At 38.6% G+C, this 24,620-nt stretch carries 41 protein-coding genes; 6 read left to right on the top strand and 35 right to left on the bottom strand.

Annotation, left to right across the window (positions count from 1 at the left end; all coding sequences use genetic code 11):
* Positions 1-239: 239 nt before the first annotated feature.
* The 29 genes from rplQ to rpsJ form a co-directional block, all read right to left on the bottom strand.
* Positions 240-596, bottom strand: coding sequence for a 50S ribosomal protein L17 (rplQ, locus tag F3G88_RS09820; RefSeq protein WP_002941584.1), 357 nt, complete (start codon positions 594-596; stop codon positions 240-242).
* Between the two features lie 11 nt (positions 597-607).
* Positions 608-1,624, bottom strand: coding sequence for a DNA-directed RNA polymerase subunit alpha (locus F3G88_RS09815; protein ID WP_021087222.1), 1,017 nt, complete (start codon positions 1,622-1,624; stop codon positions 608-610).
* 14 nt (positions 1,625-1,638) lie between these two features.
* Positions 1,639-2,265 (bottom strand): 30S ribosomal protein S4, encoded by a 627-nt coding sequence (rpsD, locus tag F3G88_RS09810; RefSeq protein WP_002941501.1) that lies wholly within the window; start codon positions 2,263-2,265, stop codon positions 1,639-1,641.
* Between the two features lie 25 nt (positions 2,266-2,290).
* Complete coding sequence (rpsK, locus tag F3G88_RS09805; RefSeq protein ID WP_021092633.1) at positions 2,291-2,683, bottom strand: 30S ribosomal protein S11; 393 nt, start codon at positions 2,681-2,683, stop codon at positions 2,291-2,293.
* Positions 2,684-2,705: 22 nt separating this feature from the next.
* Positions 2,706-3,074 (bottom strand): 30S ribosomal protein S13, encoded by a 369-nt coding sequence (gene rpsM, locus F3G88_RS09800; RefSeq protein WP_012140556.1) that lies wholly within the window; start codon positions 3,072-3,074, stop codon positions 2,706-2,708.
* A 3-nt stretch (positions 3,075-3,077) separates the two neighbouring features.
* Positions 3,078-3,191 carry a 50S ribosomal protein L36 gene (rpmJ, locus tag F3G88_RS09795; RefSeq protein ID WP_002941545.1) on the bottom strand — a complete coding sequence of 38 codons (114 nt, stop codon included), beginning with the start codon at positions 3,189-3,191 and terminating at the stop codon, positions 3,078-3,080.
* A gap of 189 nt (positions 3,192-3,380) precedes the next feature.
* A complete protein-coding gene (gene infA, locus F3G88_RS09790) occupies positions 3,381-3,599 on the bottom strand; it encodes a translation initiation factor IF-1 (protein WP_002848031.1) in 219 nt (72 codons plus the stop codon).
* 33 nt (positions 3,600-3,632) lie between these two features.
* Positions 3,633-4,391: a type I methionyl aminopeptidase gene (gene map, locus F3G88_RS09785; protein WP_103574232.1), complete on the bottom strand. Its 759-nt coding sequence runs from the start codon at positions 4,389-4,391 to the stop codon at positions 3,633-3,635.
* A 1-nt stretch (position 4,392) separates the two neighbouring features.
* On the bottom strand, positions 4,393-5,655 hold the full coding sequence (gene secY / locus F3G88_RS09780) for a preprotein translocase subunit SecY (RefSeq protein WP_009295263.1): 1,263 nt from the start codon (positions 5,653-5,655) through the stop codon (positions 4,393-4,395).
* Complete coding sequence (gene rplO, locus F3G88_RS09775; RefSeq protein WP_103574231.1) at positions 5,655-6,056, bottom strand: 50S ribosomal protein L15; 402 nt, start codon at positions 6,054-6,056, stop codon at positions 5,655-5,657. The genes secY and rplO overlap by 1 nt, the downstream gene beginning before the upstream one ends.
* A 15-nt stretch (positions 6,057-6,071) precedes the next feature.
* Positions 6,072-6,515, bottom strand: a complete 444-nt coding sequence (gene rpsE / locus F3G88_RS09770; RefSeq protein WP_002941646.1) for a 30S ribosomal protein S5 — start codon at positions 6,513-6,515, stop codon at positions 6,072-6,074.
* Positions 6,516-6,530: 15 nt separating this feature from the next.
* Entirely contained in the window at positions 6,531-6,887 is a 357-nt protein-coding gene (rplR, locus tag F3G88_RS09765) for a 50S ribosomal protein L18 (protein WP_002941658.1), read from the bottom strand.
* Positions 6,888-6,897: 10 nt separating this feature from the next.
* A complete protein-coding gene (rplF, locus tag F3G88_RS09760; protein ID WP_002941606.1) occupies positions 6,898-7,434 on the bottom strand; it encodes a 50S ribosomal protein L6 in 537 nt (178 codons plus the stop codon).
* 178 nt (positions 7,435-7,612) lie between these two features.
* Positions 7,613-8,008, bottom strand: coding sequence for a 30S ribosomal protein S8 (gene rpsH / locus F3G88_RS09755; protein WP_035169968.1), 396 nt, complete (start codon positions 8,006-8,008; stop codon positions 7,613-7,615).
* A gap of 9 nt (positions 8,009-8,017) precedes the next feature.
* Entirely contained in the window at positions 8,018-8,203 is a 186-nt protein-coding gene (locus F3G88_RS09750) for a type Z 30S ribosomal protein S14 (protein WP_002941532.1), read from the bottom strand.
* 1 nt (position 8,204) lies between these two features.
* Positions 8,205-8,750, bottom strand: coding sequence for a 50S ribosomal protein L5 (rplE, locus tag F3G88_RS09745; protein ID WP_002941643.1), 546 nt, complete (start codon positions 8,748-8,750; stop codon positions 8,205-8,207).
* A 5-nt stretch (positions 8,751-8,755) separates the two neighbouring features.
* Entirely contained in the window at positions 8,756-8,992 is a 237-nt protein-coding gene (gene rplX, locus F3G88_RS09740) for a 50S ribosomal protein L24 (protein WP_002941666.1), read from the bottom strand.
* Complete coding sequence (gene rplN / locus F3G88_RS09735) at positions 8,992-9,360, bottom strand: 50S ribosomal protein L14 (protein ID WP_002941516.1); 369 nt, start codon at positions 9,358-9,360, stop codon at positions 8,992-8,994. Before rplN ends, rplX begins: the two co-directional genes overlap by 1 nt.
* A complete protein-coding gene (gene rpsQ / locus F3G88_RS09730; RefSeq protein ID WP_002941511.1) occupies positions 9,360-9,611 on the bottom strand; it encodes a 30S ribosomal protein S17 in 252 nt (83 codons plus the stop codon). Before rpsQ ends, rplN begins: the two co-directional genes overlap by 1 nt.
* Position 9,612: 1 nt before the next feature.
* On the bottom strand, positions 9,613-9,807 hold the full coding sequence (gene rpmC / locus F3G88_RS09725; RefSeq protein ID WP_002941625.1) for a 50S ribosomal protein L29: 195 nt from the start codon (positions 9,805-9,807) through the stop codon (positions 9,613-9,615).
* Positions 9,794-10,219, bottom strand: a complete 426-nt coding sequence (rplP, locus tag F3G88_RS09720; protein ID WP_002941572.1) for a 50S ribosomal protein L16 — start codon at positions 10,217-10,219, stop codon at positions 9,794-9,796. Before rplP ends, rpmC begins: the two co-directional genes overlap by 14 nt.
* Before the next feature lie 2 nt (positions 10,220-10,221).
* Complete coding sequence (rpsC, locus tag F3G88_RS09715; protein WP_002941650.1) at positions 10,222-10,920, bottom strand: 30S ribosomal protein S3; 699 nt, start codon at positions 10,918-10,920, stop codon at positions 10,222-10,224.
* A gap of 1 nt (position 10,921) precedes the next feature.
* On the bottom strand, positions 10,922-11,254 hold the full coding sequence (gene rplV / locus F3G88_RS09710) for a 50S ribosomal protein L22 (protein ID WP_009295259.1): 333 nt from the start codon (positions 11,252-11,254) through the stop codon (positions 10,922-10,924).
* Positions 11,255-11,265: 11 nt separating this feature from the next.
* Complete coding sequence (rpsS, locus tag F3G88_RS09705) at positions 11,266-11,547, bottom strand: 30S ribosomal protein S19 (RefSeq protein WP_002941639.1); 282 nt, start codon at positions 11,545-11,547, stop codon at positions 11,266-11,268.
* Between the two features lie 2 nt (positions 11,548-11,549).
* Positions 11,550-12,383 carry a 50S ribosomal protein L2 gene (gene rplB, locus F3G88_RS09700; RefSeq protein WP_149716056.1) on the bottom strand — a complete coding sequence of 278 codons (834 nt, stop codon included), beginning with the start codon at positions 12,381-12,383 and terminating at the stop codon, positions 11,550-11,552.
* Between the two features lies 1 nt (position 12,384).
* A complete protein-coding gene (locus tag F3G88_RS09695) occupies positions 12,385-12,666 on the bottom strand; it encodes a 50S ribosomal protein L23 (protein ID WP_002941535.1) in 282 nt (93 codons plus the stop codon).
* 1 nt (position 12,667) lies between these two features.
* The gene (rplD, locus tag F3G88_RS09690) at positions 12,668-13,282 is read right to left on the bottom strand and encodes a 50S ribosomal protein L4 (RefSeq protein ID WP_002941609.1); all 615 of its coding nucleotides are present in this window, start codon (positions 13,280-13,282) and stop codon (positions 12,668-12,670) included.
* Positions 13,279-13,857: a 50S ribosomal protein L3 gene (rplC, locus tag F3G88_RS09685; RefSeq protein ID WP_002941563.1), complete on the bottom strand. Its 579-nt coding sequence runs from the start codon at positions 13,855-13,857 to the stop codon at positions 13,279-13,281. The genes rplD and rplC overlap by 4 nt, the downstream gene beginning before the upstream one ends.
* Before the next feature lie 20 nt (positions 13,858-13,877).
* The gene (gene rpsJ, locus F3G88_RS09680; protein ID WP_009295257.1) at positions 13,878-14,186 is read right to left on the bottom strand and encodes a 30S ribosomal protein S10; all 309 of its coding nucleotides are present in this window, start codon (positions 14,184-14,186) and stop codon (positions 13,878-13,880) included.
* A 363-nt stretch (positions 14,187-14,549) separates the two neighbouring features.
* Here rpsJ and F3G88_RS09675 point away from each other — a divergent pair, with 363 nt between their 5' ends.
* From F3G88_RS09675 to rnhB, 3 genes are all read left to right on the top strand, one after another.
* The gene (locus F3G88_RS09675) at positions 14,550-15,644 is read left to right on the top strand and encodes an ATP-binding protein (RefSeq protein WP_149716055.1); all 1,095 of its coding nucleotides are present in this window, start codon (positions 14,550-14,552) and stop codon (positions 15,642-15,644) included.
* A gap of 80 nt (positions 15,645-15,724) precedes the next feature.
* Positions 15,725-16,579 carry an S-adenosylmethionine tRNA ribosyltransferase gene (locus F3G88_RS09670; protein ID WP_149716054.1) on the top strand — a complete coding sequence of 285 codons (855 nt, stop codon included), beginning with the start codon at positions 15,725-15,727 and terminating at the stop codon, positions 16,577-16,579.
* Entirely contained in the window at positions 16,579-17,133 is a 555-nt protein-coding gene (gene rnhB / locus F3G88_RS09665; RefSeq protein ID WP_149716053.1) for a ribonuclease HII, read from the top strand. Before F3G88_RS09670 ends, rnhB begins: the two co-directional genes overlap by 1 nt.
* On the opposite strand, the gene F3G88_RS09660 is transcribed toward rnhB, so the two are convergent.
* The 6 genes from F3G88_RS09660 to F3G88_RS09635 form a co-directional block, all read right to left on the bottom strand.
* On the bottom strand, positions 17,125-18,702 hold the full coding sequence (locus tag F3G88_RS09660) for a DUF4153 domain-containing protein (RefSeq protein ID WP_149716052.1): 1,578 nt from the start codon (positions 18,700-18,702) through the stop codon (positions 17,125-17,127). The genes rnhB and F3G88_RS09660 overlap by 9 nt on opposite strands.
* Before the next feature lie 92 nt (positions 18,703-18,794).
* Positions 18,795-19,352, bottom strand: a complete 558-nt coding sequence (gene frr / locus F3G88_RS09655; RefSeq protein ID WP_002941557.1) for a ribosome recycling factor — start codon at positions 19,350-19,352, stop codon at positions 18,795-18,797.
* Positions 19,342-20,301, bottom strand: coding sequence for a polysaccharide deacetylase family protein (locus tag F3G88_RS09650; RefSeq protein ID WP_149716051.1), 960 nt, complete (start codon positions 20,299-20,301; stop codon positions 19,342-19,344). Before F3G88_RS09650 ends, frr begins: the two co-directional genes overlap by 11 nt.
* A 2-nt stretch (positions 20,302-20,303) precedes the next feature.
* On the bottom strand, positions 20,304-20,633 hold the full coding sequence (gene secG, locus F3G88_RS09645; protein WP_002941549.1) for a preprotein translocase subunit SecG: 330 nt from the start codon (positions 20,631-20,633) through the stop codon (positions 20,304-20,306).
* A 62-nt stretch (positions 20,634-20,695) separates the two neighbouring features.
* Positions 20,696-21,079 (bottom strand): hypothetical protein, encoded by a 384-nt coding sequence (locus tag F3G88_RS09640; RefSeq protein WP_002941503.1) that lies wholly within the window; start codon positions 21,077-21,079, stop codon positions 20,696-20,698.
* Positions 21,072-21,770 (bottom strand): Bax inhibitor-1/YccA family protein, encoded by a 699-nt coding sequence (locus F3G88_RS09635; RefSeq protein ID WP_021087252.1) that lies wholly within the window; start codon positions 21,768-21,770, stop codon positions 21,072-21,074. The genes F3G88_RS09640 and F3G88_RS09635 overlap by 8 nt, the downstream gene beginning before the upstream one ends.
* 171 nt (positions 21,771-21,941) lie before the next feature.
* On the opposite strand from F3G88_RS09635, the gene F3G88_RS09630 reads away from it, so the two are divergent.
* From F3G88_RS09630 to F3G88_RS10345, 3 genes are read left to right on the top strand one after another with little or no spacing between them, the layout of a single operon-like run.
* Positions 21,942-22,586: a carbonic anhydrase gene (locus F3G88_RS09630; RefSeq protein WP_021086289.1), complete on the top strand. Its 645-nt coding sequence runs from the start codon at positions 21,942-21,944 to the stop codon at positions 22,584-22,586.
* Positions 22,579-24,423: a mechanosensitive ion channel domain-containing protein gene (locus F3G88_RS09625; RefSeq protein ID WP_021089226.1), complete on the top strand. Its 1,845-nt coding sequence runs from the start codon at positions 22,579-22,581 to the stop codon at positions 24,421-24,423. The genes F3G88_RS09630 and F3G88_RS09625 overlap by 8 nt, the downstream gene beginning before the upstream one ends.
* An 11-nt stretch (positions 24,424-24,434) precedes the next feature.
* Positions 24,435-24,593, top strand: coding sequence for a hypothetical protein (locus F3G88_RS10345; protein WP_002941615.1), 159 nt, complete (start codon positions 24,435-24,437; stop codon positions 24,591-24,593).
* Positions 24,594-24,620 lie beyond the last annotated feature (27 nt).

The following is a 24,620-nucleotide window of genomic DNA, read 5'->3' as shown; positions in this document are numbered from 1 at the left end:
CATTAAATTTGATACTATGGTCGCCTAGCCTATTTTACATTCTAAAACCACTATATAAATTTGCACTAACTCCAGCCCACAAACCCCAAACACCAAAAAACAAATTTTATAGCGTTCTAACTTGAAAATTTGCTAGGAAACAGGGCGGATAATTTTAAAAAGCTTTTAAAAATGAAAATTTATAAAACGTAAAAAGATAAATTTAGAAAGAAAAGAGAGCCAGATAGGCTCTCTGGGGATTATTCAGCTACTAGCTCTATATAAGCCATCTCTGCTGCGTCGCCTCTGCGAACACGAGTTTTGATGATCCTTGTATAGCCACCGTTGCGCTCTTTAAATTTTGGAGCTACTTCAGTAACTAGTTTATTTGTAGTCTCTTTGTCTTGCAAAGAAGCAAATACTGCTCTGTGAGCGTTTGAGTCGCCCTTTCTAGCTCTTGTGATAAGCTTTTCAACATAGCTTCTAAGCTCTTTTGCTTTTGGTAAAGTTGTCTCTATCTTTTCGCTTTTGATGATAGCTATCGCTAAATTCTTAAGCAATGCAGATCTATGAGATGACGTTCTACCAAGTTTACGATATCCGTGTTTATGTCTCATCTATTGTCCTTTTATTCTTTTGCACTCATTTGTGATTTTAGCTCGGTTATTTTCTTTCTGAGTTGCTCTTTGCTATCTTTTAACACATCAACACCAACTGGATAGCCTATCTCTTCCATAACCGCTTTTATCTCTTCAAGAGATTTTTTACCTAAATTTTTAAGCTCTTTAAGCTCGTTTTCGTCCATCAACGCAAGCTCACCGATAAATCTAATCTCAGCCTTATCAAGGCAGTTAAAGCTTCTAGCGCTTAAATTTAGATCTTCTACACTAGAAAGTAGCTTTGAGAACTCGCCGCTTGCGCTTGAGCTAGCAACTGGAGCGCTAACATCAATATCCAAAATTCCTTTAAATACTGACATTTGTTGATACATAGCTTCTAAACAATTTTTAAAAGCTTCTACTGGACCAACTTGACCATCAGTTGTTATCGTAAATACGATCTTCTCATAGTCTGGGTCGTCTTCAACCAAGACATTTTGTATATCGTAAACTGCCTTTTTAACTGGTGTAAAGAAAGCGTCAAGTGCGATAAAGTCGTCTTCGATCTCTTCTCTGATCTCTTCACTAGGAACATATCCGATACCTTTTTGGATGATAACTGAGAAATTTAGCTCAGCATCTTCGTTGATAGTCGCAAGATATGCATCTGGATTAACGATCTCGACTAGGTCGTTATTTAGGTCAGCGCCAGTTATCTCTTTTGGTCCTTTAAAGCTATACTCTATAACTTCACGCTCACTGCTACTTTTTAATTTAAATCTGATCTTCTTCAAATTTATAATAAAAAACGCTACGTCTTCAAGCATGCCGCGCATACTATCAAATTCGTGGCTAACACCTTTTATCTTGACACCAATAGGAGCAAAACCTACTGTACTTGTGTAAAGAAGACGGCGTAGTGGGTGAGCCAAAGTAACAGCATAACCTGCTTCAAAAGGATATGCTGTAATGTTAGCAACATTTTCGCTAACACTTTTAACTTCTATTTCAGTTGGCATATAAGCTGATGTAGTAATCTTTCTCATCTTTATACCCTCTATTATTTCGAATAAAGCTCTACTATAAATCTTTCCTCAACAGGAATAATAACCTCTTCTCTTTCTGGATTTCTAGTGAAAATTCCAAATTTTTTCTCTTTTTCCACGTCTACCCATGCAACGATGCCAGTTTGAGCTGTAAGATCGATCGCACGAACGATTTGTGGATTGTTTTTAGATTTCTCAGCAACTTCTACTTTAGAGCCTGGTTCCACTCTGTAAGATGGGATGTCCACTCTCTTGCCATTTACTAAAATATGTCCGTGAGTTACAAGCTGACGAGCAAAACGACGAGTCGTTGCAAAGCCCATTCTGTAAACAACATTGTCTAATCTCTGCTCTAGTAGTTGAACCAAAAGAGCACCAGTGTTGCCCTCGCGGCGTGCTGCTTCTTGGAACAATCTTCTAAATTGTTTCTCTGAAACGCCATACATAAATTTAGCTTTTTGCTTCTCACGAAGTTGTAAGCCATATTCGCTTATTTTTGCTCTTCTTTGTCCATGTTGTCCTGGTGCATAAGGTCTTTTTTCTAAAGCACTTTTACCAGCAAGTCTTCTTTCGCCTTTTAACGCAAGAGACACACCAAGACGTCTTTCTAATTTTTCAACAGGTCCTGTATATCTAGCCATAATAATTTCTCCTAATTTTCTCTAATTATACGCGACGGCGTTTTGGCGGTCTGCAACCATTGTGTGGTAAAGGTGTGATGTCTTTGAAGAAAGTTACTTTTATACCCTCTACACCACCTACACTCTTAACAGCCGTTTCACGTCCGCTACCTGGACCTTGAACCTTAATGCCAACTTCTTTAATGCCGTGCTCTTTTGCTTTTGTTAAAGCGTCTTCAACTGCTTGTTGAGCTGCGTAAGGAGTTGATTTTTTACTACCTTTAAAGCCTAAGCCGCCTGCACTACTCCATGCAATAGCATTTCCCATTTCATCAGTTACAGTTACCATAGTATTGTTAAATGTTGCACTGATATAAACGATACCTTTGGCTATACTTTTTCTAACTACTTTTTTCTTAACAATTTTTCTTTTCGCCATTTATTATCCTTTAACCCTTGCCTTACTTAGTAGCCGCGCCGACAGTTTTACGTCTGCCTTTTCTGGTTCTAGCATTAGTTTTAGTCTTTTGACCACGAACAGGAAGACCTTTTCTGTGGCGAAGACCTCTATAACTTCCAAGATCCATAAGAGCTTTGATATCCATAGCAACTTGTTTTCTCAAATCACCCTCAACGACGTGGTGCTCTTGAATTTCTTTACGGATAGCTGCTGCTTCGTCTTCGCTAAGCTCATAAACTCTCTTGTCGTAAGAAATTCCAGCTGCGTCAAGAATTTGACGAGATTTATAAAGACCTATACCATAGATATAAGTCAAACCATACTCGATTCTCTTTTTGTTTGGTAAATCTACACCTGCAATACGTGCCATGCCTTATCCTTGTCTTTGTTTATGTTTTGGATTTTCGCAGATAACACGAATTATGCCACTACGTTTGACAATTTTACATTTGTCACACATCTTCTTTACAGAAGGACGAACTTTCATTTTAGTCTCCTAAAAATTTATTCCACTTTTTTAGGGGCTGCATCAGGTCTAAAGAAATAATTTAAACCAACTATTTTCAAAATAAGTGGGGAACTTTGAAAATAATTCTTCATACAGCTTTTCGCAAAGCTTGGATTTTATCCAAAGCCAGCTTTAAATTTACTTAGCATATTTGCCACAAAATCAAATTTACTTATATCTATAAGTGATCCTGCCCTTGTCTAGGCTATATGGCGTAAGTTCTACTTTTACGCGGTCGCCAGGCATTATCTTTATATAATGCATTCTCATCTTTCCGGCGATATGACATAAAATTATATGTTTGTTGTCGAGCTCAACTTTAAAAGTTGCATTTGGCAGTGCTTCAACAACATTTCCATCAATCTCAATGACATCGTCTTTTGCCACAAATTCTCCTTTCTTTAAATTTTTCTCTAAATTTCACGCTTGACTTAAAATTTCAGCTTTGCCATTAACTATCGCCATACAATGCTCATAATGGCTAGTTCTCAAACCATCTTTTGAGGTTACTTTCCAGTTATCGCTTCCTAAAACTGGCGTGCCATCTTTTTGGCAGATCATCGGCTCTATACAAAAAACCATTCCCTCTTTTATCTTTGGTCCAGCTTTTGGGTTGTTTCCTTCAAGATAGTTTGGAATTTCCGGCTCTTCATGTGGCCTTTTACCTATGCCATGACCGCAATATCCGCGCAAAGGCACATAGCCTCTACCTAGTATAAATTTCTCAAGCTCGTAGCTAATCTCTTTAAAATGCATACCAGCTCTTATAAAATCAATCGCAAAATAAAGCGCGTCTTTTGAGCAAGCGATCAAATCCTCGTCATCTTTTGAAATTTTACCAACCCCAAAAGTCCTAGCCGAATCGCCAAAATAACCATCTAAATTTGAGCCAATATCAACACTAACGATATCGCCCTCTTTTAGTTTGTATTCGTTTGGAATTCCGTGGATCACCACTTCATTGACGCTTATGCAGGCTGCATTTGGAAAGCCGTAAAGCCCTTTAAAGGCAGGTTTTGCTCCAGCAGCTCTTATCATATCTTCGCAAATTTTATCTATCTCAAGAAGGGAAATTCCGGGTTTTATGATCGTAGAAACGTGATCAAGTGTTCGAGCGACGATCTTATTCGCCGCTCTCATTTTCTCTATCTCAGCTGGTCTTTTTAGCGTGATAGCCATTTTATAGACCTACTGCACTTAGAGTTTGGTATTTGTTTGTATAAGACTGAGCTTCTATACGTCTCATCGTATCAAGTGCTACTGAAACCACGATAAGCACTGATGTACCACCAAAATAAAATGGTACGCCCATAGTCTTGACAAGTACCCAAGGTAGTGTTGAAATAATACCTAAGTATAAAGCTCCACCTAAAGTTAGTCTGCCAGCTACTTCGTTTAGATAGCTAGCTGTACTTTCGCCTGGTCTAACACCAGGGATAAATCCACCTTGTTTCTTTAAATTTTCACTTATATCTTTTGTGTTAAAGACGATCGATGCATAGAAAAATGCAAAGAAGATTATAAATAAAAATGTTAAAACGTTAAACATATAGCCATTTGGACTTAAAAAGTCGTTGATAGCCTGGATTACTGGATTTGTGCTAGCCTGCAAAATAGTGCTTGGAAACATCAAAATCGCACTAGCAAATATCGGTGGGATAACGCCACTTAAATTTACTTTGATCGGTATATAGTTCATTATACGCTTGTTTTGATTTTCCATTATCACTTTTCTTGAGTAAGAAATAGGGATACGTCTTTCGCCCATCTCGACAAAGATAATAGCACCAATGGTCGCTAAAATAATCACCAAAATAGCGATGACTGTTAGGAAATTCATCTCAGAAGTATTTACCAAATTTACAGTTCCGCCGATCGCACTAGGTATGCCAGAGACGATGCCCGCAAAGATGATAAGACTTATACCGTTGCCTATACCGCGCTGTGTGATCTGCTCACCTATCCACATAAGTAGCATAGTGCCAGTTAGCATAGATACAGCAGAGATCGCAATAAATAAATTCATATCTATCATGATAGCTTGCTCGCCACCACGACCGCTTAAGCTTTGAAGTCCGATAGAGACGCCGATTGATTGAACAAGAGTGATAACGATGGTTGCATAACGTATGATTTGCATATATTTTTGCATACCGTCGCGCTCTTTTTTCATCTGACCTAACTTTGGAAATGTCGCTGCTAGAAGCTCCATGATGATCGAAGCTGTGATATAAGGCATGATGCCTAGAGATATGATACTTAAACGCTCAGCAGCCTTACCACTAAACATATTAAATAGACCCAAGGCGTTGCTATTGTTTGAATTGAAAAATTCTTTAATTACGTCGACATTAACACCAGGAACTGGCACATAAGCCAGTATCCTGTATGCGAACAAAAATGCCAACGTGATTAAAATCTTGTTGGTCAGTGTTTTATCCATTATTTTGTTCCGCTAACGCTAACGTTCTCGTCTTTGATCTTTGAAGCAAGAGCTTTTGCGCTTGCACCGATTAGTTTTATCTTAGTAACGCTCTTTGAAATTTTATGAACGCTAGCTATTGTTGCTATTGAAATTTCCGCAAGCTCTTTTATAGCTGTGATCTTCTCAACATTGATAACATAAGGTTTTTCAAATTTAGAAGCAAAGCCTACCTTTGGAAGACGTCTTTGAAGTGGTTGTTGTCCGCCCTCAAAACCTCTTTTTTCATTATAGCCTTTTCTTGCTCTTTGACCTTTGTTGCCTTTGCCAGCAGTTTTGCCATTGCCACTGCCTTGACCACGACCTATTCTTTTAGTTGAATGAGTTGAACCTGCAGCAGGTGTTAATTTTTCTAATGCCATCTTAACTCCTTTCTCTTAGCTTTTTAGCAAACTAAGTGCTTTTATGGTAGCACGAACGACGTTTGCTGAGTTGTTTGAGCCAAGTGATTTAGTAAGGATATCCTTAATACCTGCAAGCTCGATAATAGGACGTGCACTACCACCAGCGATAACACCAGTACCTTCGCTAGCTGGGCGAAGTAACATTCTACTTGCGTTATATTTTACCTCTACATCGTGAGGGATAGTTGTGCCCTTGATCTTAACGTGGATAATATTTTTAAATGCGTCGTCAATCGCTTTTCTCATCGCATCTGGCACCTCTTTAGCTTTGCCATATCCAAAGCCAACTAGGCCATTTCTATTACCAACAACAACTAAAGCTGTAAATCTAAATCTACGACCACCTTTAACAACCTTTGTAACCCGACCGATATCGACGATTACTTCTTCAAATTCTTCTCTATTATATTTTTCCATCGATTTTCCTTTGGGTTATAGCTTGATGCCATTTTCTCTTAAAGCTTCAGCAAATGCTGCAATAACGCCATGGTATAAATAACCATTTCTATCAAAAATCGCAACATCTATCTTCTTAGCTTTTAAAGCCTTAGCAAATTCTTTAGCTAAAGTGACCGCACCTTCTTTGTTTGCTTTTATGCCTATTTTTCTACCATCAACTGCAGCTAGTGTAGTAGCTGTAACATCATCAATAGCTTGAACATAAAGAGTCCTGTTTGATTTGAAAATAGAAACTCTTGGGCAAGTTGCAACACCAGAAATTTTACCTCTGATTCTTCTTTTTCTCTTAATTCTAAGAGCGATTTTTCTTTTTAGTACTTTTGCTGTCATTTACCGCCCCTTACTTCTTAGATGTCTTGCCCGCTTTGCGGATGATACGTTCTTCTAGATATTTAACGCCTTTGCCTTTGTATGGCTCAGGTGGTCTAAATCCTCTAACTTGAGCAGCCACTTGACCTACTACTTGTTTATCGTCACCTTTGATAGTTATAACGTTTTTATCAACGCTAGCTTCAACGCCTGCTGGTAGCTCATAGTTGATAAGGTGTGAAAAACCAAGAGAAAGCTCTAAAATTTTACCTTTTGCAGCTGCTTTGTAACCAACGCCGTTGATCTCAAGCTGGCGAGTAAAGCCATGAGTGATACCAGTTACGATGTTATTAGCAAGTGCCCTATATGTTCCCCAGTAAGCTCTGCTTTGGCGATCTTCGCCCTTTGGAGCAAAAACTATATGGCCATTTTCTATCTTGACATCAACGTGACCTTTTGTGTCAAGCTCTTTTAAGTGATTGCCCTTTTTAAATTTTAGGACATTATTTTCAACGCTAACGTCTACACCACTTGGGATAGCGATAGGCTGTTTTCCAATACGTGACATTTCTTTCCTTTACTTGTCTAGGGTGTTCCTACATTTACGAATAAACACCACAATGCCGTAAATTTGATCGTCAAATTTGACGAAACCTTACTAAATTTAGCCTGGGCGAAATATAAAATTTCACCTAGCTAAAGTTAAATTTCTAAATTTAAAACAACGCCAAAACGCTGCTTTACTATTACCAAACGGTACAAAGAACCTCGCCGCCAACGCCAGCTTTACTTGCTTCAATACCGCTCATAACGCCTTTGCTTGTGCTAACGATAACTGTTCCGTAACCATTTTTAAAACGCTTAATGTCGTCTTTGCCTTGGTAAACACGGCGACCAGGTTTTGAAACCCTTTTAAGCTCGTTTATAACGCTTCTGCCGTACTCATCATACTTTAAAACTACGTTTATAAATTTCTTGTTACCTTCTTCGATAACGTTGTAGCTCTCGATATAGCCTTTTGCTGCAAGGATAGAAAGAGTAGCCTCAACAACCTTAGAATGAAGCAATTTAGCAGTCTCAAGTCTTCTCATACTTGCATTTCTAATGCGTGTTAATCCATCTGATATTAAATCGTTCAACATTTCTATTCCTTACCAACTTGCTTTTTTAAGACCAGGTATTAGGCCTTCGTTAGCCATTTTTCTTAGGCAAACACGGCAAATTCCAAAATCTTTATAAACAGAGTGCGGACGACCGCAAATTTGGCATCTAGTATAGCCGCGAACCGCAAATTTTGGCTTGCGTGCAGCTTTTGCTATCATTGATTTCTTTGCCATTTTACTTTCCTTTTGCAAACGGCACACCAAATAGCTCTAGCAATTTGAATGCCTCTTTATCATTTTTAGCCGTAGTAGCAATCGTAATATTCATACCATGAGTTCGTAAAATTTTATCATACTCAACCTCTGGAAACATTAGCTGCTCGCTAAGACCAAAGTTATAGTTTCCACGTCCATCAAAGCCATTTTTTGGGAGACCACGGAAGTCTTTAACTCTTGGAAGAGCAACGCTTATTAGCTTATCTAAGAAAGCATACATTTGCTCTTTTCTCAAAGTTACTTTGATACCAACAGGGAAACCCTCGCGAACTTTAAAGCCAGCAACTGATTTTTTAGCATCAGTGATAACCGCTTTTTGTCCAGCGATAAGTGAAATGGTATCAGCCATATTTTGAAGCACTTTCTGATCTTTCGCAGAGTCTCCAGCGCCTACACTGATCACGATTTTCTCGAGCGCAGGGATAAGCATTGGATTTTTGATGTCAAATTCTTTTACGAGAGCTGGCTTGATAGTTTCGTTAAATTTATCTTTTAATCTACTCATATCTCTTATCCTTCAACTTTCGCGACGTTTGATATGTCAATTGGCATCTCTTTATTTACGTGACCACCATTTGGAGTTTTTTCGCTTGGTTTGATAGCTTTTTTAGCTATTTTGCATCCCTCAACTATAACCTGACCTTTTTTTGCAAGAACTGCTAAAATTTTACCAGTTTTGCCTTTATCGTCACCAGCGATGATCTTTACAGTATCGCCTTTTTTGACTTTAAATTTTACATTAGCCATTATAAAACCTCCGGAGCTAGCGAAACAATCTTCATAAAGTTAGCATATCTAACTTCACGTCCAACTGGTCCAAAAATACGAGTGCCGACTGGCTCTTTTTTGCTATCAAGTATAACAGCTGCGTTCTCGTCGAAGCGGATTAGCGAACCATTATCTCTTTGAACCTCTCTTTTAGTTCTTACAACAACAGCTTTTACAACCTGTCCTTTTTTGATCTTACCATTTGGAAGAGCTTTTTTAACAGAGCAAACTATGATATCGCCAAGTGTAGCGTATCTTCTTTTGCTGCCGCCAAGAACTTTTATACACATCAACTCTTTTGCGCCGCTGTTATCAGCAACTGCAAGTCTTGTAAAACTTTGAATCATTACTCAACTCCCTTTGCCAATACAGCTTTTAAGCGAAAATTCTTGCGAGCTGAAAGTGGTCTGCACTCAACTGCAACAACTGTATCGCCTGCTCTTGTCTCATTTTTCTCATCATGAACCAAATACTTTTTAAAGCGTTTTACAAATTTATGGTATCTTGGGTGCATAACGCGTCTTTCTACCAAAATAGTAGCTGTCTTATCTCCAGCTTTTTGTAAAACAACACCTTGAATTTCTCTTTTTAATGCCATTTTACGCCCCTTGTCTTGTTGCACTAATTGCAGTGTTGATCTGAGCTATCTCTTTGCGAACAGCACTAATCTCATTAGGGTTGCTTAACTGCATAGTTTTTAGCTTTTGTCTTAATGTAAATAAAAGCACCTTTTTCTCTTTTAGCAACGCGTTTAATTCTGCAACGCTCTTATCTTTTAACTCAGTATATTTCATTTTCACTCTCTCGCGTTACAAATTTTGATTTGAAAGGAAGTTTGTGTAGAGCCAAAGTTAAAGCTTCACGCGCCAACTCTTCGTCAACACCAGCCATTTCAAATATTATACGACCAGGTTTAATGTTCATAACCCACTCTTCAACTCCTGCCTTACCTTTACCCATACGAGTTTGTAGAGGTTTTTTAGTAAGTGGCTTGTCTGGGAAAACCCTAATCCAAATTTTAGCCTGTCTCTTTACGTGACGAGTTAGAGCTTGACGAGCAGCTTCTATTTGGCGTGAATTTACTCTACCAGCCTCAACAGCTTTAAGTGCAAATTCGCCAGTTGCTAAAGATGCTCCGCGAGTCGCATAACCACGGTTGCGACCTTTCATTTGCTTACGAAATTTCGTTCTTTTAGGCATCAACATAATTATTTACCTCTTCTTGCTCTACGTGTTTTCTTAGGTGCCTCTTCTTCAGTTTTCTCAGGTTGAACACCTTTTTGAAGAACCTCACCTTTAAAAATCCATACTTTAATACCTATGTTTCCATAAGTTGTATGAGCCTCAGCTACACCGTAATCTATCTTTGCTCTAAGAGTATGAAGCGGAACGCGACCTTCTAGATACCACTCGGTTCTTGCCATCTCAGCGCCACCTAAACGACCAGCAACTGAAATTTTGATACCTTTAGCGCCTGATTTTTGAGCACCTTGGATAACTTTTTTCATAGCACGTCTAAATGCGACACGCTTTTCAAGTTGCATAGCTACGTTTTCAGCAGCAAGTTGAGCTGAAGCTTGAGCTTTTCTTTCTTCTTTGATATTTACATTTACTTCTTTGCCGATAAGTTTGCTAACTTCGTTCTTTAGGTTTTCAACATCTTGGCCTTTTTTGCCGATGATGATACCAGGACGAGCTGCAACTACGGTTACACGAAGTTTTTTAGCCGTTCTTTCGATTAGAATTTGGCTAATTCCTGCATAGTAAAGTTTTTTCTTTAAAAATGCACGAATTTTGTAATCTTCACCGATATTTTCAGGAAGACTTTGTTTGGTTGGAAACCATCTAGATTCCCAGTTGCGGTTAATTCCTAGTCTAAGACCTATTGGATTTACTTTTTGTCCCATATTATGCTTCCTTCTTTTCAGGTTTAGATACTTCTACCATTACATGAGAAGTAGGTTTGCGAATTTTGCTCGCTGTTCCTCTTGCTCTTGGTCTAAATCTCTTTAATACAGGACCAGCATCAACGCGGCAACTAGTTACTACAACCTCTTCTGGCTCAAATCCGCCATTTGCTACTGCTGAGCTAATAGCGTTTGCTATAAATTTAGCACCACGATTTGGCATAAATTGCAAGCTTGCAAGTGCTAGCTCGGCATTCATACCTTGAACTTCTCTTGCTATAAGTCTTGCTTTTGTAGGAGAAAGTCTTACGAATTTTATAATTGCTTTACTCATATTATCTCCCCTTACTTGCCGATTTTCTTTTGCACTGAGCCTTTGTGACCCTTAAATGTGCGTGTTGGAGCAAATTCGCCAAGTTTATAGCCTATATGATTTTCTGTAACATATACAGGAATAAAGCTCTTGCCATTATGAACGTTAAATGTTAGTCCAATCATTTCAGGTACAATCGTGCTACGTCTTGACCAAGTCTTGATTGGTTTGTTATCGTTTGCATTTTTTGCGGCAATAACTTTTTTCATTACATGATCATCTACGAAAGGACCTTTTTTGAGTGATCTTGCCATCTCTATTTTCCTTTCCTTCTTGAAATTATAAGCTTATCGCTAGCTTTTTTACGGCGAGTCTTAGCACCTTTAGTTGGTTTACCCCATGGAGTAACTGGGTGACGGCCTGAATTTTTCTTACCTTCACCACCGCCGTGTGGGTGATCAACTGGGTTCATAGCAGAACCACGTGTTTGTGGGCGGATACCGCGGTAGCGATTACGTCCGGCTTTACCTATAGTGATGTTAGCCCAGTCTTCGTTGCCTACTACACCGATACTTGCCATACACTCAGCTAGTACTTGTCTCATCTCACCACTTGGCATTCTTAAGATAACATACTTCTCTTCTTTACCCATTAGCTGAGCATAGCCGCCAGCCGAACGAGCTATCTGAGCGCCTTTGCCAGGTTTTAGCTCTACGTTATGAACGATAGTACCAACTGGGATAAATCTTAACTTCATAGCGTTGCCTGGTTTAATATCTAGTGAGCCCTCATCGATAGATGCGATAACATCGCCAACATTTAGGCCATTTGGTCTAATGATATAGCGCTTTTCACCATCTTTATAAGCTACAAGAGCGATACGGCAGTTTCTGTTTGGATCGTATTCGATCGCTTCAACTTTACCTTCTATACCAAATTTGCGACGTTTAAAGTCGATGATACGATAAAGTTTTTTTGCACCTGCTTCTTTGTGTCTTGAAGTTATACGACCATTGTTATTTCTACCACTAGATGCAGGTAGTTTAACAAGCAAGCTTCTAACGCTTGGTTTAGCTGTTATATCTTCAGAGCTTAGTCCAGTCATATATCTACGACTAGGTGTATATGGTTTATATGATTTTATAGCCATCTTACGCCTCCGTATTTTCTAGGCTTACGCCTTCAGGTAACTTAACGTAGAATTTCTTTATCTCGTCACGTTGGCCTGCTCTTCCTCTAAAACGCTTAACCTTGCCGCTAATTCTAAGTGAATTTACGCGAACAGGCGTTACTCCAAAATACTCTTGTAAAACCGCTTTTAAGCTGTTTTTTGTAACTCTTGGTGAAGTTTGGATAACAACAACGCCTTGTTCTTGAAGGCCTAGAGTTTTTTCTGTATAAATAATTGTTTTGATATCAGTTATATCCGCCATTTTAGCCCTCTTTTGTTATAGTTTTTAGTGCAGCTTTTTCAATAATAACCGAACTAAATGTAGAGACAAGATAAGCATTTACCTCATTTGCATCTACTACATAGCAGTTTGCTAAATTTCTAAAAGCAAGTAGTGTTTTATCGTCTAGTAAATCTTTAACGATAAGCGCATCTTTTACTTTTAAATTTTTGATGATATTAGCTGCATCTTTTGTCTTTCCAGACTCGATTGAGATGCTATCTACTGCGAAAATTTTACCATCTTGTGCTTTTGCTGCCAAAGCGTACTCAAGAGCTAGTCTTTTTTGTTTTTTATTGACTTTTTGAAAATAGTTTTTCTCGTTTGTTGGACCAAATGCAACTGCACCGCCTACCCAAACGTTAGTTCTAGTTGAACCCGCTCTTGCACCACCACGTCCTTTTTGTCTCCATGGTTTTTTACCACCACCGCTTACAAAAGCACGGCTTTTAGTATGAGCCGAATTTGCTCTTATACCAGCAAGGTAAGATTTTACATAAAGATATAGGTTGTGCGGATTTACTTCAGCGTAGCTTGCAGGAAGCTCTAACTCGCCTGAATTTTCAAATTTATCGTTTAATACGTGAATTTTACTCATTTTACAATCCTTATTTTACCCATTGCACCATTGTGACCAGGAACGCAACCTTTTACAACTACGATGCCATTTTGAGCGTCAAAGCTTATTAGCTCGTTTTTAACAGTAACTTTCTCATTGCCCATGTGTCCTGCCATTTTCATACCTGGTTGAACACGACCTGGCCATTCGCAGTTACCAATTGATCCGTGGCGTCTGTGGAAACGTGAGCCGTGGCTTTTTGGACCACCACCGAAACCATGTCTTTTTACCACACCTTGGTAGCCTCTACCTTTTGAGTTAAAGCTAACTTTTAAAATTTTAGCCTCATTTAATGGTGTAAAGTCTAGGTTTCCAACTTCGCTATTAGCTACTTCAAGCGTAGCAAATTTGTTAAATTCTGCTGTCAGATTGTATTTCTTTTGCTGACCAGCGATAGCTTTGTTGTTTGCTTTAGTGTGGGCATACGCTACGATAGCACGTTTGTTTTCGTCGATCTCACATACTTTAGCCTCAACTAGCTTAAGTAGTGTAACTGGCGTACTCTTCGTGGCAATCGTTCTACTCATGCCTATTTTTTCTACAATATATTCCATACTCTTATCCTTTTGTCCGCTTATTTCATCGCACGAACTTCGACATTAACTTCTGGAGCTAGGTCGAGTTTTGTTAGGCTATCTACAGTTTCTGGAGTAGCAGCTACGATGTCAAGCATACGAGCGTGTATTCTCATCTCAAACTGCTCACGTGAGTCTTTGTTGATGTGTGGAGATTTTAAGACTGTATAGCGTTTGATCTTTGTAGGCATTGGTACCGGGCCACGAACGTCGGCACCTGTTCGTTTGACAGCTTCTACGATTGCTGCAACAGTGCGGTCTAGAACTCTATGGTCGTAAGCTTTTAGCTTTAACCTGATTCTTTCCATGTGTTTTCCTTTAAAAAGAACTTGTCGCAAACTCGCGACCTCTTTACATCAAAATAACCCGCATAGGATCAAGCGATCGTACGAGCAAGACATAGGTCTTTCGTAAAGAGATAGGGATTTTACAAAAAAGCTATTATAGTTGTCAAGAAAAACGCTATTTTTTGTTGAATTTTAATTAATTATTTCCTTTTGATAAGGAAGGTATCTTGTAAATGGTGAATTGATTTTTAAAAAATTTTATAAATTTCTAGTCTAAAATTTTATTTTTTATTTCTAAATTTTGTTCATTTTTTAAAATTTAACACAATATTTTCCTTTTTAAAAGGAAGTGGCTATAATTTCAAAAAGCCAAAAAGGTCAAATTTGAAAAGTTTAGAAACGCTCTATCAAGCACCCATTAAAAATGCAAAATTTATCCCTAGAAAATATGAGATCATCTCGCCAAAAACGCTTATCATTGGTGCTATTTCAAGTGGCAAAACAGCCCTTGTTTATGAGTTTTTGAGCCATTATAAAAGCGAGGAGAGGCTTTATATAAATTTAGACGATATAAGGATAGATAGAGCCTTGCTTTTAGCGAATTTAAAAGAGTTTTTAGAAAAAAATGCCCAGATAAAGGTGCTCGCAGTTGAAAATTTGCAAGGCGCTGATCTTGCAAATTTAGACTTTTTAAAGGACGCTGCACTTGAAAACATCATCCTTACAAGCAAGGAATTTTCACTCTCGCTTGATGGCTTTGCACGCATAAATTTAAACTATCTCGACTACGAGGAATTTATACTATTTTTTAAGAAAAATTTAGACCAAGACCTGCTTTTTAGCTACTTTTTGGCCCATGGCAACGAGATAGCAAGCGCCTTTTTGGACTCCAGTGAGGTCACAGCTCACTTGCAGCAGCTCTTAAGAGCAAATTTAAACGAGCAAAACATCGCTATCTTAAAAGAGTGCGCGACAAAATGCCACGACACCATAAGCGCCTTTGGGATTTATAAAAATCTAAAAGAACAGATGAAAATTTCAAAAGATAGCGTTTATGGCGCGATAAGCTGGCTAAATGAGAGCGGATATGTGGAGTTTGTGCCAAATTTAGATGAGAGCAGCACGAGTAAGAAAATTTACTTTACAAATTTTGCCCTTCGTAATGCCTTGTGCCTAAAAAAGGACTTTTTAGCTGTCTTTGCAAATGTCGTTTTTTGTGAGCTGCTTAAATTTAAAGATGAGATTTACTATACAAAAGAGATCGATTTTTTCCTTGCTAAAAAGAAACTTGCGATCATTTGCGTGCCATTTTCTGCGCCTGAGATTGTCTTTTTGAAATTTAAAAAGCTCCACGCGAGCCTAAAAGAGCTGGGCGTTAGCAAACTTCAAATCATCAGTGTCGCAAACCAAGCCGAGCAAAGCATCGAGGGGATAAAATGCGAGATATTGCCATTTTCTAGGTGGAGCCTAGGTTTATAAATTTAAACTCTTTGTTTGATTATCATTTTAAAAGTCTAGGGATAAAATAGTTATAATCAAAAAAACTATAAAGGACAGACATGAGAGCATTTTTTGGGATCTTATTCATCGCTGTAAGCCTTTTTGGCTATGAGATAAACCACGAAAACTGGGCTAAATTTTATAAATTTAGTGGCGATGCAAATGGTGTGAAATTTGAAGTTTATATGAACTATTTTAAAGATGAATTTGAAAATTTCAAACAAAGTAAGAGTTTTAAGGTCCCACCCAAGATAAGCGGTCACATCTTTTTTGACGGCACAAAATACGACTATGAAAAGGGCTCTTTTGAGCAAAATGGCAGTGAAATTTCATCGCTAAATGCAGTCTCAGACAAGATAAATTTAGACGTTAAAAACGAAAACGGCGAGCTAAAAGGCAAGATAATCGTCAAAAACAAAGCCTACAACGCCACCGTAAAAGAAGAAAAAGAGTATGAGATCCTAAATATCGGCATCCAAATGACCGAGGCAAACGGCACAAGATATGAGGCGATCACTAACGACATCTTCGCTAAAGACTCTGCTAAAAAATACAAAAACAAGCTTCTTGCAGAGTTTTACGACCTAAAAAGCGAGCGCAAAAAATGGCCAAATAGCCAGTATGAGAGTCTAAAAGATATCTACTACATCAACGACAAGATAAAAAGCGTTTGCACCTATAAAAACGAAAAAACAAACTGCGAGGTGATCTCGCTTGCGACAAACAAAAAGCTAAAACTAAAGCAAATTTTTAAAGATATGAATAACGAACATCTAAAAGCAGTCCTTGCAACCGCTGGTGTTAGCGATAACTTCGTGCTTTCGCCACTTGGGCTTACATTTTTAAACGAGGAGCAAATCAGCGTCCCACTTGAGGAGCTAAGACCTTACTTTAGCGATGAAGTCGGGCTGTAATGGCTAAAATTTGCGGTATCGACGAGGCGGGGCGCGGGGCGCTAGCTGGACCACTAAGTGTGGCTGCTTGCGTGCTAAATAGCGAAATTTCTGGTCTAAACGACTCCAAAAAACTAACCGCAAAAAGGCGCGAAGAGCTCTTTAAAGAGATCACAAAAAGCTCAAATTTCCTCATCGCCTACTTTTCAAACGCCCAGATAGACGAGCTTGGGCTAAGTGAGTGCCTAAGGCGCGCGCTCAAACTTTTCAAGGCGCATTTTGAGGGCTTTGAGATCATTTACGATGGAAATTTAGACTATGGCGTTGGCATCACGACGATGATAAAGGCCGACGGCAAGATCGCTGGGGTAAGCGCTGCTAGTATATTAGCAAAAGTAAGCCGTGACCGCTTGATGAACGGCTGGGATAAATTTTATCCAGCATACGGCTTTGCAGGGCACAAAGGATATGGCACGAAGTCGCACCTAGATGCGATAGCTAAATTTGGTTACTCAGACTTTCATAGAAAAAGCTTTGTCATAAAGCCAAAACTCACGCAAGGCTCGCTATTTTAGCAACGCATCCTCCATATAAAAAAGCACGCTTGCATCGTAAAATTTATAAACTCCGTTTTCTTGCGCGATTTCCATAGAGCGCAGAACAAAGGCTCGCTTGCCAACTTCAAAGATCAAAAGCTGCTCTTTTAACCGCTCAAATACCTCAGCGCCAAAGTCGCCATCTGGCTTTAAATTTAGACTTGCGAGCGCCTTTTCTAGGTGCTTTTGCATATTTATACTAACTCTTTCATTATCTAGCTGCATAACGAGCTCATCGCCATTTACGCTGCTTGTGACTACGCTTTTTATGGTTGCCTCTTTGACGTTTATGCCGATGTTGCCTGAGTTAATGCTAAATATCTGCCAATTTTTCTGCTCAGCCACCTCAAGACCCACTATAAATTTTTTGTTTTCTAGTGCAAATTTATCGCCATTTTCTACTAAAAAGTCAAATTTATCTTGCAAAAAGTAGAGCTTCTCTTTGTCTATCTTACTCACGTCGCCGCTTAGCGAGCCACTGCTATCAAGTAAATTTAGCGCTCTTAGCTCTCTTAATAAAAGCTCTTTTTGAGAATTTAGCACAAGCTGCTTCGTATCAAGGACAAAATGGGTGAAAAATATGCCAAATATCATGAAAAATGCTAGAAATTTGTAAGAGAAGTTTCTAAGAAATATCATCACAAAATAGCTCAAATTTGCAAATATCACGCAGGCGATGAGATATATCCTAGCCTCGCTTAGACCGTACTCACCAACCCTGTGCATGACGCCCCACCAAAGCATTATGCTAGGCAAGATGACAAAAAGTGGTAAGAGCTTAAAAATTTGATCATAAATTTGGCTTTTGATAAGTAAATTTAGCCCTCTTAAAACAAAGCCAGCGATCAAGCAGGCAAGCACGATATAAGCCACTCCGCCTCGTGGCAGCTCAAGCAAAACAAGCCTATAAATGCAGTATAAATTTAAAAGCACCACATAGATGATGAGCACGGGATTTAGGATGAAATTTATGGCGATCTTGACGAAATTTAAAAGCCTGTACTCGCTAAATTTGCTCTCAAAAAAGATAAATAGACAAGGCAGACCAAAAGAGGCCAGTGTCAAGTAGAGCCTTTGCGTCCTGTGACTGGTTAGAAGCTCCAAATCAAAAAGGTAGTTAAGCCCTGCATAAACAGCCACAATGCCAAGAAAAAATAGGTGAAAAAGGGTAAATGAGATGAGTAAATTTAATAGTCTTGCTAGGCTCTGGCTTATAAATTTCTCATTATCTTTGGAAAAATTTAAAGAGAATAAAAGCACAAAAGCCATGAAATAAAGTGCCACAAGATCGCTAGTGTGACCGCTTAGCTTAAGGCCAAAAAAGTAAAGGCTAGCTCCAAATATCAAAAAGTATAAAGGAAGTAAAATTTGCCTTTTATTTAGGTAGATAGCGACCAAAAGTAGCGGCTCAAGCAGCCAAAAACCTCTATACTCATCCACTATCTGGCTTGGGCTAAGAAAAATGGTAGCTAGAGAAAAAGCCAAAATGGTAAGAAACAAAATTTTTTTATCAGCAAATGCAGCTTTTAGCTCGGTGATGATGTGCAAGATCGTCCTTTAAAGGATGAAATTTAGCCACATTGCATGGCTAAAAAGTGGAGGTTTAGAAATTTGCAAGGGGCGCAAATTTCTAAGTAAATTTAGATTTTTAAAAGCTCGGCTTCTTTCTCTTTTACGAGAGTGTCGATCTTTGCGGTGTAGGTGTCAGTTATCTTTTGAACCTCATCTTGACCTTTTTTGCTCTCGTCTTCTGTTATAGCTTTGTCTTTTTCAAGCTTTTTGACCTCGTCATTTGCGTCTTTTCTTACGTTTCTGATGCTAACTTTGGCCTTTTCGCCCATAGCTTTTGCGTGTTTTGCATTTTCTTGGCGTTGCTCGACGGTCATCGGTGGGAAAAATAGCTTAACGCTCTCGCCGTCGCTGTTTGGATTGACGCCGATATTTGCAGCTTGGATGGCTGATGAGATCGCTTTTATCATGCTCTTTTCCCAAGGTGTGATAGCGATAGTCGAGGCGTCACTTGTAAGCACGGTGGCTACTTGATTAAGCGGAGTTGGCGAGCCGTAGTAATCAACCATAACGTTATCTAGGATGTTGATATTTACTTTGCCAGTTCTTAGCGTTGTAAAATCGCGCTTTAAAGAAGCGATCGCCTTTTCGCAACCCTCTTTTTGGGTATCGTAAATTTTATTTAGCATTGGTGTCCTTTATTAGAAGTTTTGTACTTCTGTGATGATCTACTTTTAGCGACATTAACACTTTGCGTTTATCAAGTGGTGGGTTAAATTTACACTCAAAAACGCCATTTGTCATAGGTACTTTTCTAAAGCCGTCAAAGCCAGTCATGAAAAAACTGCCCTCACTAGCGTTTGTGTCGGTCTTGATGATGAGCTTGTCGATCGCATTGTTTTGCGGATAGCCCTCTGGAAATATCCACTGGGCATTTAAAAATTTGCTATTAAAAGTTAGCGCTATCTTTGTGCCGTTCATCACTGGCGTTCTGTAAAGATCATAAACATCGCTTTTATCTGAAACTGCGCCTGAGTTTTGATTTAAAAGTGCTAAAAAGCCAAATTCTTTTGCCAAAGAGACGACTCTGCTATCGATCTCGCCGTAAGGGACTGCGAAGTATTTTGGCTTATAACCCATGTGTTTTTCAAAGGTCTCAACGCCCTTTTGAAAGTCCTCCCTCAAGGCCTCATCGCTAAGTCTAGTCATCCTTGGATGAGCGTATGAGTGGTAGCCGATCTCGCCGTAAGCCTCTAGCTCTTTGATCTGATCAAAGTCTAGATAATCACCATATTTGTTCGCGCTTGCCTCTACATAGACCATCAAAGCAAATGGATAGTTATACTCTTTAAAAAGCTCAAGAGCGTTATTGTAAAAGCTTTTGTATCCATCATCAACGGTGATAACGATCCAGTTATCAGGGATCGGCTCGCCAGCATTTACAGCATCGACAAGTCTTGATAGCTTGACAACTTCATAGCCATTATTTTTGAAGTATTCAAACTGAGCTCTTAAATTTTGAATAGAAATATCCGTGCTAGCGTGCCTTGGCTCGTCAAAGCGGTGATAAACTAGAATGTGAGCGTCTGCCAAAGCAAACGTTAGCGTCAAAAGTGACGCTAAAAACGTTTTTATCATTGTTATTTTGCTGGATTTTGTGGTGCGCTAGGAGCTGCTGGCACGTCGTTTGATTTTGGTATGACTAGAGATTTGCTATCGACGCTATCAACGATAGAGCGTTTTAGATCTTTATTGTAAAAATATCCAAGCGCAAGTGTGTTTAGGATAAACAAAACGCCTACCACAAAGGTAAATTTAGCTAAAAATCCAGCTGGTCCTTTTGCTCCAAAAAGGCTCTCGTTGCTTCCACTGTATGCTCCAAGACCGATAGATGAGCTCTTTTGGAGTAAAACTGCGATCGTGATAACGACAGCTAGAACAAATTGTAAGATTAAAAATATTAAACTCACGAAATTTCCTTTAAATTTTTTAAATAGTTTGCGATTATACAAGAAAAGATTTAAATTTTTAGTTAAAGTTCTTTTTCAAGCTCATAAAGCTCGTATCTTATGCTTTTAAAAAGCTCAGCTCGCTCTAAATTTATAAGCTTAAAGCACTCTTCAAGCACGCGGGCGCTCTCCTGGGCACGCTTGAAATTTGCGGTGATGATCTCATCTAAATTTGATCTTTCTTGCTCGCTTTTTGTGCTGGTTTTTAAAACATCATTTTGTGAATTTCTAAATTTTAAAAATTCTTTTTGTGGGATCTTTGCCTTGTGGCGGAGGGACTTTATCTTATAGGCGAGCTTAGCGTCATCAAAGACATATCTTTTTATATCTTCAACGACGCGAAGCCCTTCTTTTAGCCTATTTAAATTCGCATCTATCACTCGGTAGATGCGCTCGTCATTAGTCATTTCTATTAAAAATGCCTAAAATTTGTAGTAATGATGTAAATAAATTTACAAAATCAAGATACAAAGCAACTGCACCCTCAACTGGTGTCTCGTAGTTGCCACGGATGATATTTTGTGTATCAAAAAGTATATAAGCACTAAATAAGATCGATGAAATACTTGCGATTACAAGTTGAAACATCGTGCTTTTAACGAAAATGTTGATGATCGCTGCCACAACGATAACTATCAAAGTTATAAATAGCATCTTGCCCATCGTTGTAAAGTCGCGTTTTGTATTCATCGCAAAGACGCTTAGAGCACCAAATGCAACTGTTGTCAAGCCAAATGCTTGAGCCACGATACTAGCACCACTTGGCATAGCAAGGATCGCTGAAAGTAGCGGAGTTAGCGTAAGACCGCTTACAAATGTAAATGCAAAAAGAAGTATTAAATTTAATCCCTCTTTGCGTTTAGCCGCCATTAGTCCAAAAAGTAGAACAAACTCAAGTATCACAAGTCCCCAAAACAAAAATCTATTTGCCGCAAAAACACTAGCGATACTAATGCCTACATAAGCGCCAGCTGTAGCTGAAAGTAGTGATGCTGCAAAAAGTTGATAAGTTTGTTTTATAAAAGTGCTTAGTGAGCTTTGAGAATACGCAAGCTCTTCTTGATTTTGCTTGGCGTAGTTTCTATCATACAAACTCATTTTTTCTCCTTATGAATTTTTGCGATGAGTTTAGCCTAAAATAATTAAACAATATATAAAAAGAAGTTTAATAAAAAATATTAGTTTAAAGTTCGTTTTAGAGAGCATTTTTTTGATTAAATAAAAGTTGCTATAATCGCGATAAAAATATAAAAAATGGAGATAAATTTTATGGATGATTCAATACTTGAAGGTGCAGTAAAATTTATGGAAGATGGCTTTTTAGAGCATGAAGAGCTCTTTAAAAGCTTACAACACAAGCAAGATCCGCACACGCTTTTCATATCATGCGTGGATTCAAGGGTCGTGCCAAATTTGATAACAAACTGCCTGCCAGGTGAGCTTTTTATGGTGCGAAATATCGCAAACATCGTGCCACCTTATAGGGTGAGCGAAGAGTTTTTGGCGACCACTTCGGCGATCGAGTATGCGCTTGAAGTTTTAAACATCAAAAACATCATCATCTGCGGGCACTCTGACTGTGGTGGATGCGCGGCACTTTATGTTGATGAAAAGAAGCTAAAAAACACTCCAAACGTTAGAAACTGGATCAGGCTAATAGAGCCTATAAAGCGAGAAGTTCTTAAATTTACAAGCGATGATCCAGCCAAAATGGCGTGGCTAACCGAGAGGCTAAACGTGATAAATTCGATCGAAAACATAATGACATATCCAAATGTAAAAGAGGAGTATGAAAGTGGTAAGCTTCAAATTTATGGCTGGCACTACATCATAGAAACTGGCGAAATTTTTAGCTACGATTTAAAAGAGGGCACGTTTAAACTTCTAGCGGACAAAAGAGGCGAAAATGCGTAAATTTCTAACCATCATCCTGCTTTCTTTCATAACTCTTTTTGGCGCTGATAACAACGTAACGCAAGAAGACGATATCATCAGCATAACAAATCAAATTCAAACCCTAAACAGCCAGATAAACATCATAAAATCTCAGCAAAAAGACCTAAACGCTTCAAAGATCGATAACTCAAATTTGATCACTCTTCAAAATAAAAAGAACGCTCTTTTAGAGAAAATTCCGACCTATGTTATGCAGATCGAAGTCACACAAAGCGATATCAATAAATATAATCTGCAAAAAGAGGCGCTAGAGAAAAAGGTAGCTAGGCTAGAGAAGCAGTCAAACAAGGATGCCTACATTCAAAGTGCTATCGAGCTTGAGAAGATGAAGGTTGATTACGCTTACTACTCAGCGCTTATTAGTCTTGAAGAGATCTTTAAAAAGGGTGCTAAGGCAAATTCTATAAAAGAAGTGATAGATAATGGACTTTTAAATTTACAGACAAATTCTTATGTAAGTATAAAAGATCTAAAAGACTCATTAAATGACACTTCAGGCTCTTACGACAGCGCCTTTTTTGACCTTGAGCTGAAAAAAGAGAGTGAAGAAGAAATTTTAATCTATCTTAAAAATAACGCTGACCTTCTAAGCTCAAGCATGCTCTTGTCTGAGCTAAATTTAGTCGATGCAGTCGAGTATATAAACAAAACAACAGCCATAAATTCAAGCAAATTTAACATAGGCAAGATCGTTGTTATCGTTGCGATATTTTTATTTTTCGTCTCGCTAACTAGAATTTTAGCCAAGCTCACCTACTGGGTGATGTCGCTCGTCGCTTCAGGCGAAGGGGTAAAAGAGGCTAAAAATCAGATCGTTGATATCATCAAAAAGCCGATCTCAGCACTTCTTATCATCTATGCGCTAAACATCTGTATCGGCATTGGATTTTATCCAGTGCCAGTGCCTCTAACGGTAGCAAATATCTTTTCTATCATCTATATAGTCGCATTTTCATGGCTTGTCCTCACCATACTAAATGGCTACGGCATCGCTATACTCGACAAGATCGCGCAAAAAAGCAAGCGTAAAGAGGTGATAAACCTAGCACTAAAAGTGATCTACGTGATCGTGCTGATCATCACACTTTTACTGATCCTTCAAAAGCTTGGCTTTGATATCTCAGCACTCATCGCCTCACTTGGTATCGGTGGTCTTGCTGTTGCCTTCGCTGCTAAAGACATCATCGCAAACTTCTTTGCATCTGTTATGATGCTCTTTGACAACTCATTTTCACAAGGCGACTGGATAGTTTGTGGCGACATCGAGGGCACGGTCGTTGAGATAGGATTTAGAAAAACAACAGTTAGAAGCTTTGATAACGCCCTTATCTTCGTGCCAAACTCAAAGCTAGCGAGCGATCCTGTTAGAAACTGGAGCAGAAGAAAGGTCGGCAGACGCATAAGAATGGTTATTGGCATCGAGTATGGACCAACTACAGAAGAGATCAAAAAATGTGTAAATGACATCAAAAATATGCTGATAAATCACCCAGATATCGCTAAAAGCGAAGATATCGCGGCTAATAAAAGAGGTCTAAAATATAGACAAAACATAGTCTCAGTTGATGACTACGCTGGATATAAGTCAAATTTATTTGTCGTGGTTGATGACTTTGCTGATAGCTCGATAAATATCCTAGTTTATTGCTTTGCCAAAACTATCGTTTGGGGAGAGTTTTTAGACGTAAAACAAGATGTAATGCTAAAAATTATGGATATTTTAAAGCAAAATGGTCTAAATTTTGCATTCCCAAGCCAAAGCTTGTATATAGAAAATATCAAAGATAAAATTTAAGGAGAAAAAAAATGAGTGATGATTTTGACTACGAAGAGGTAGAAGAAGACTACTCTGAATTTAACGATGAGGACGAGGATAGTAGCGATAGCTATGACTATAACTACGACGAAAATGACTACAACTATGAAGATAGCGATGAAGATGAGGATAGTTACGACTCGTATTAAAATGGTCTAATTAAATTTAATGGATGA

The organism is Campylobacter concisus (assembly GCF_902460675.1).
Taxonomy (GTDB): Bacteria; Campylobacterota; Campylobacteria; order Campylobacterales; family Campylobacteraceae; genus Campylobacter_A; species Campylobacter_A concisus_AJ.
This window is presented reverse-complemented; position numbering and strand designations above follow the sequence as displayed.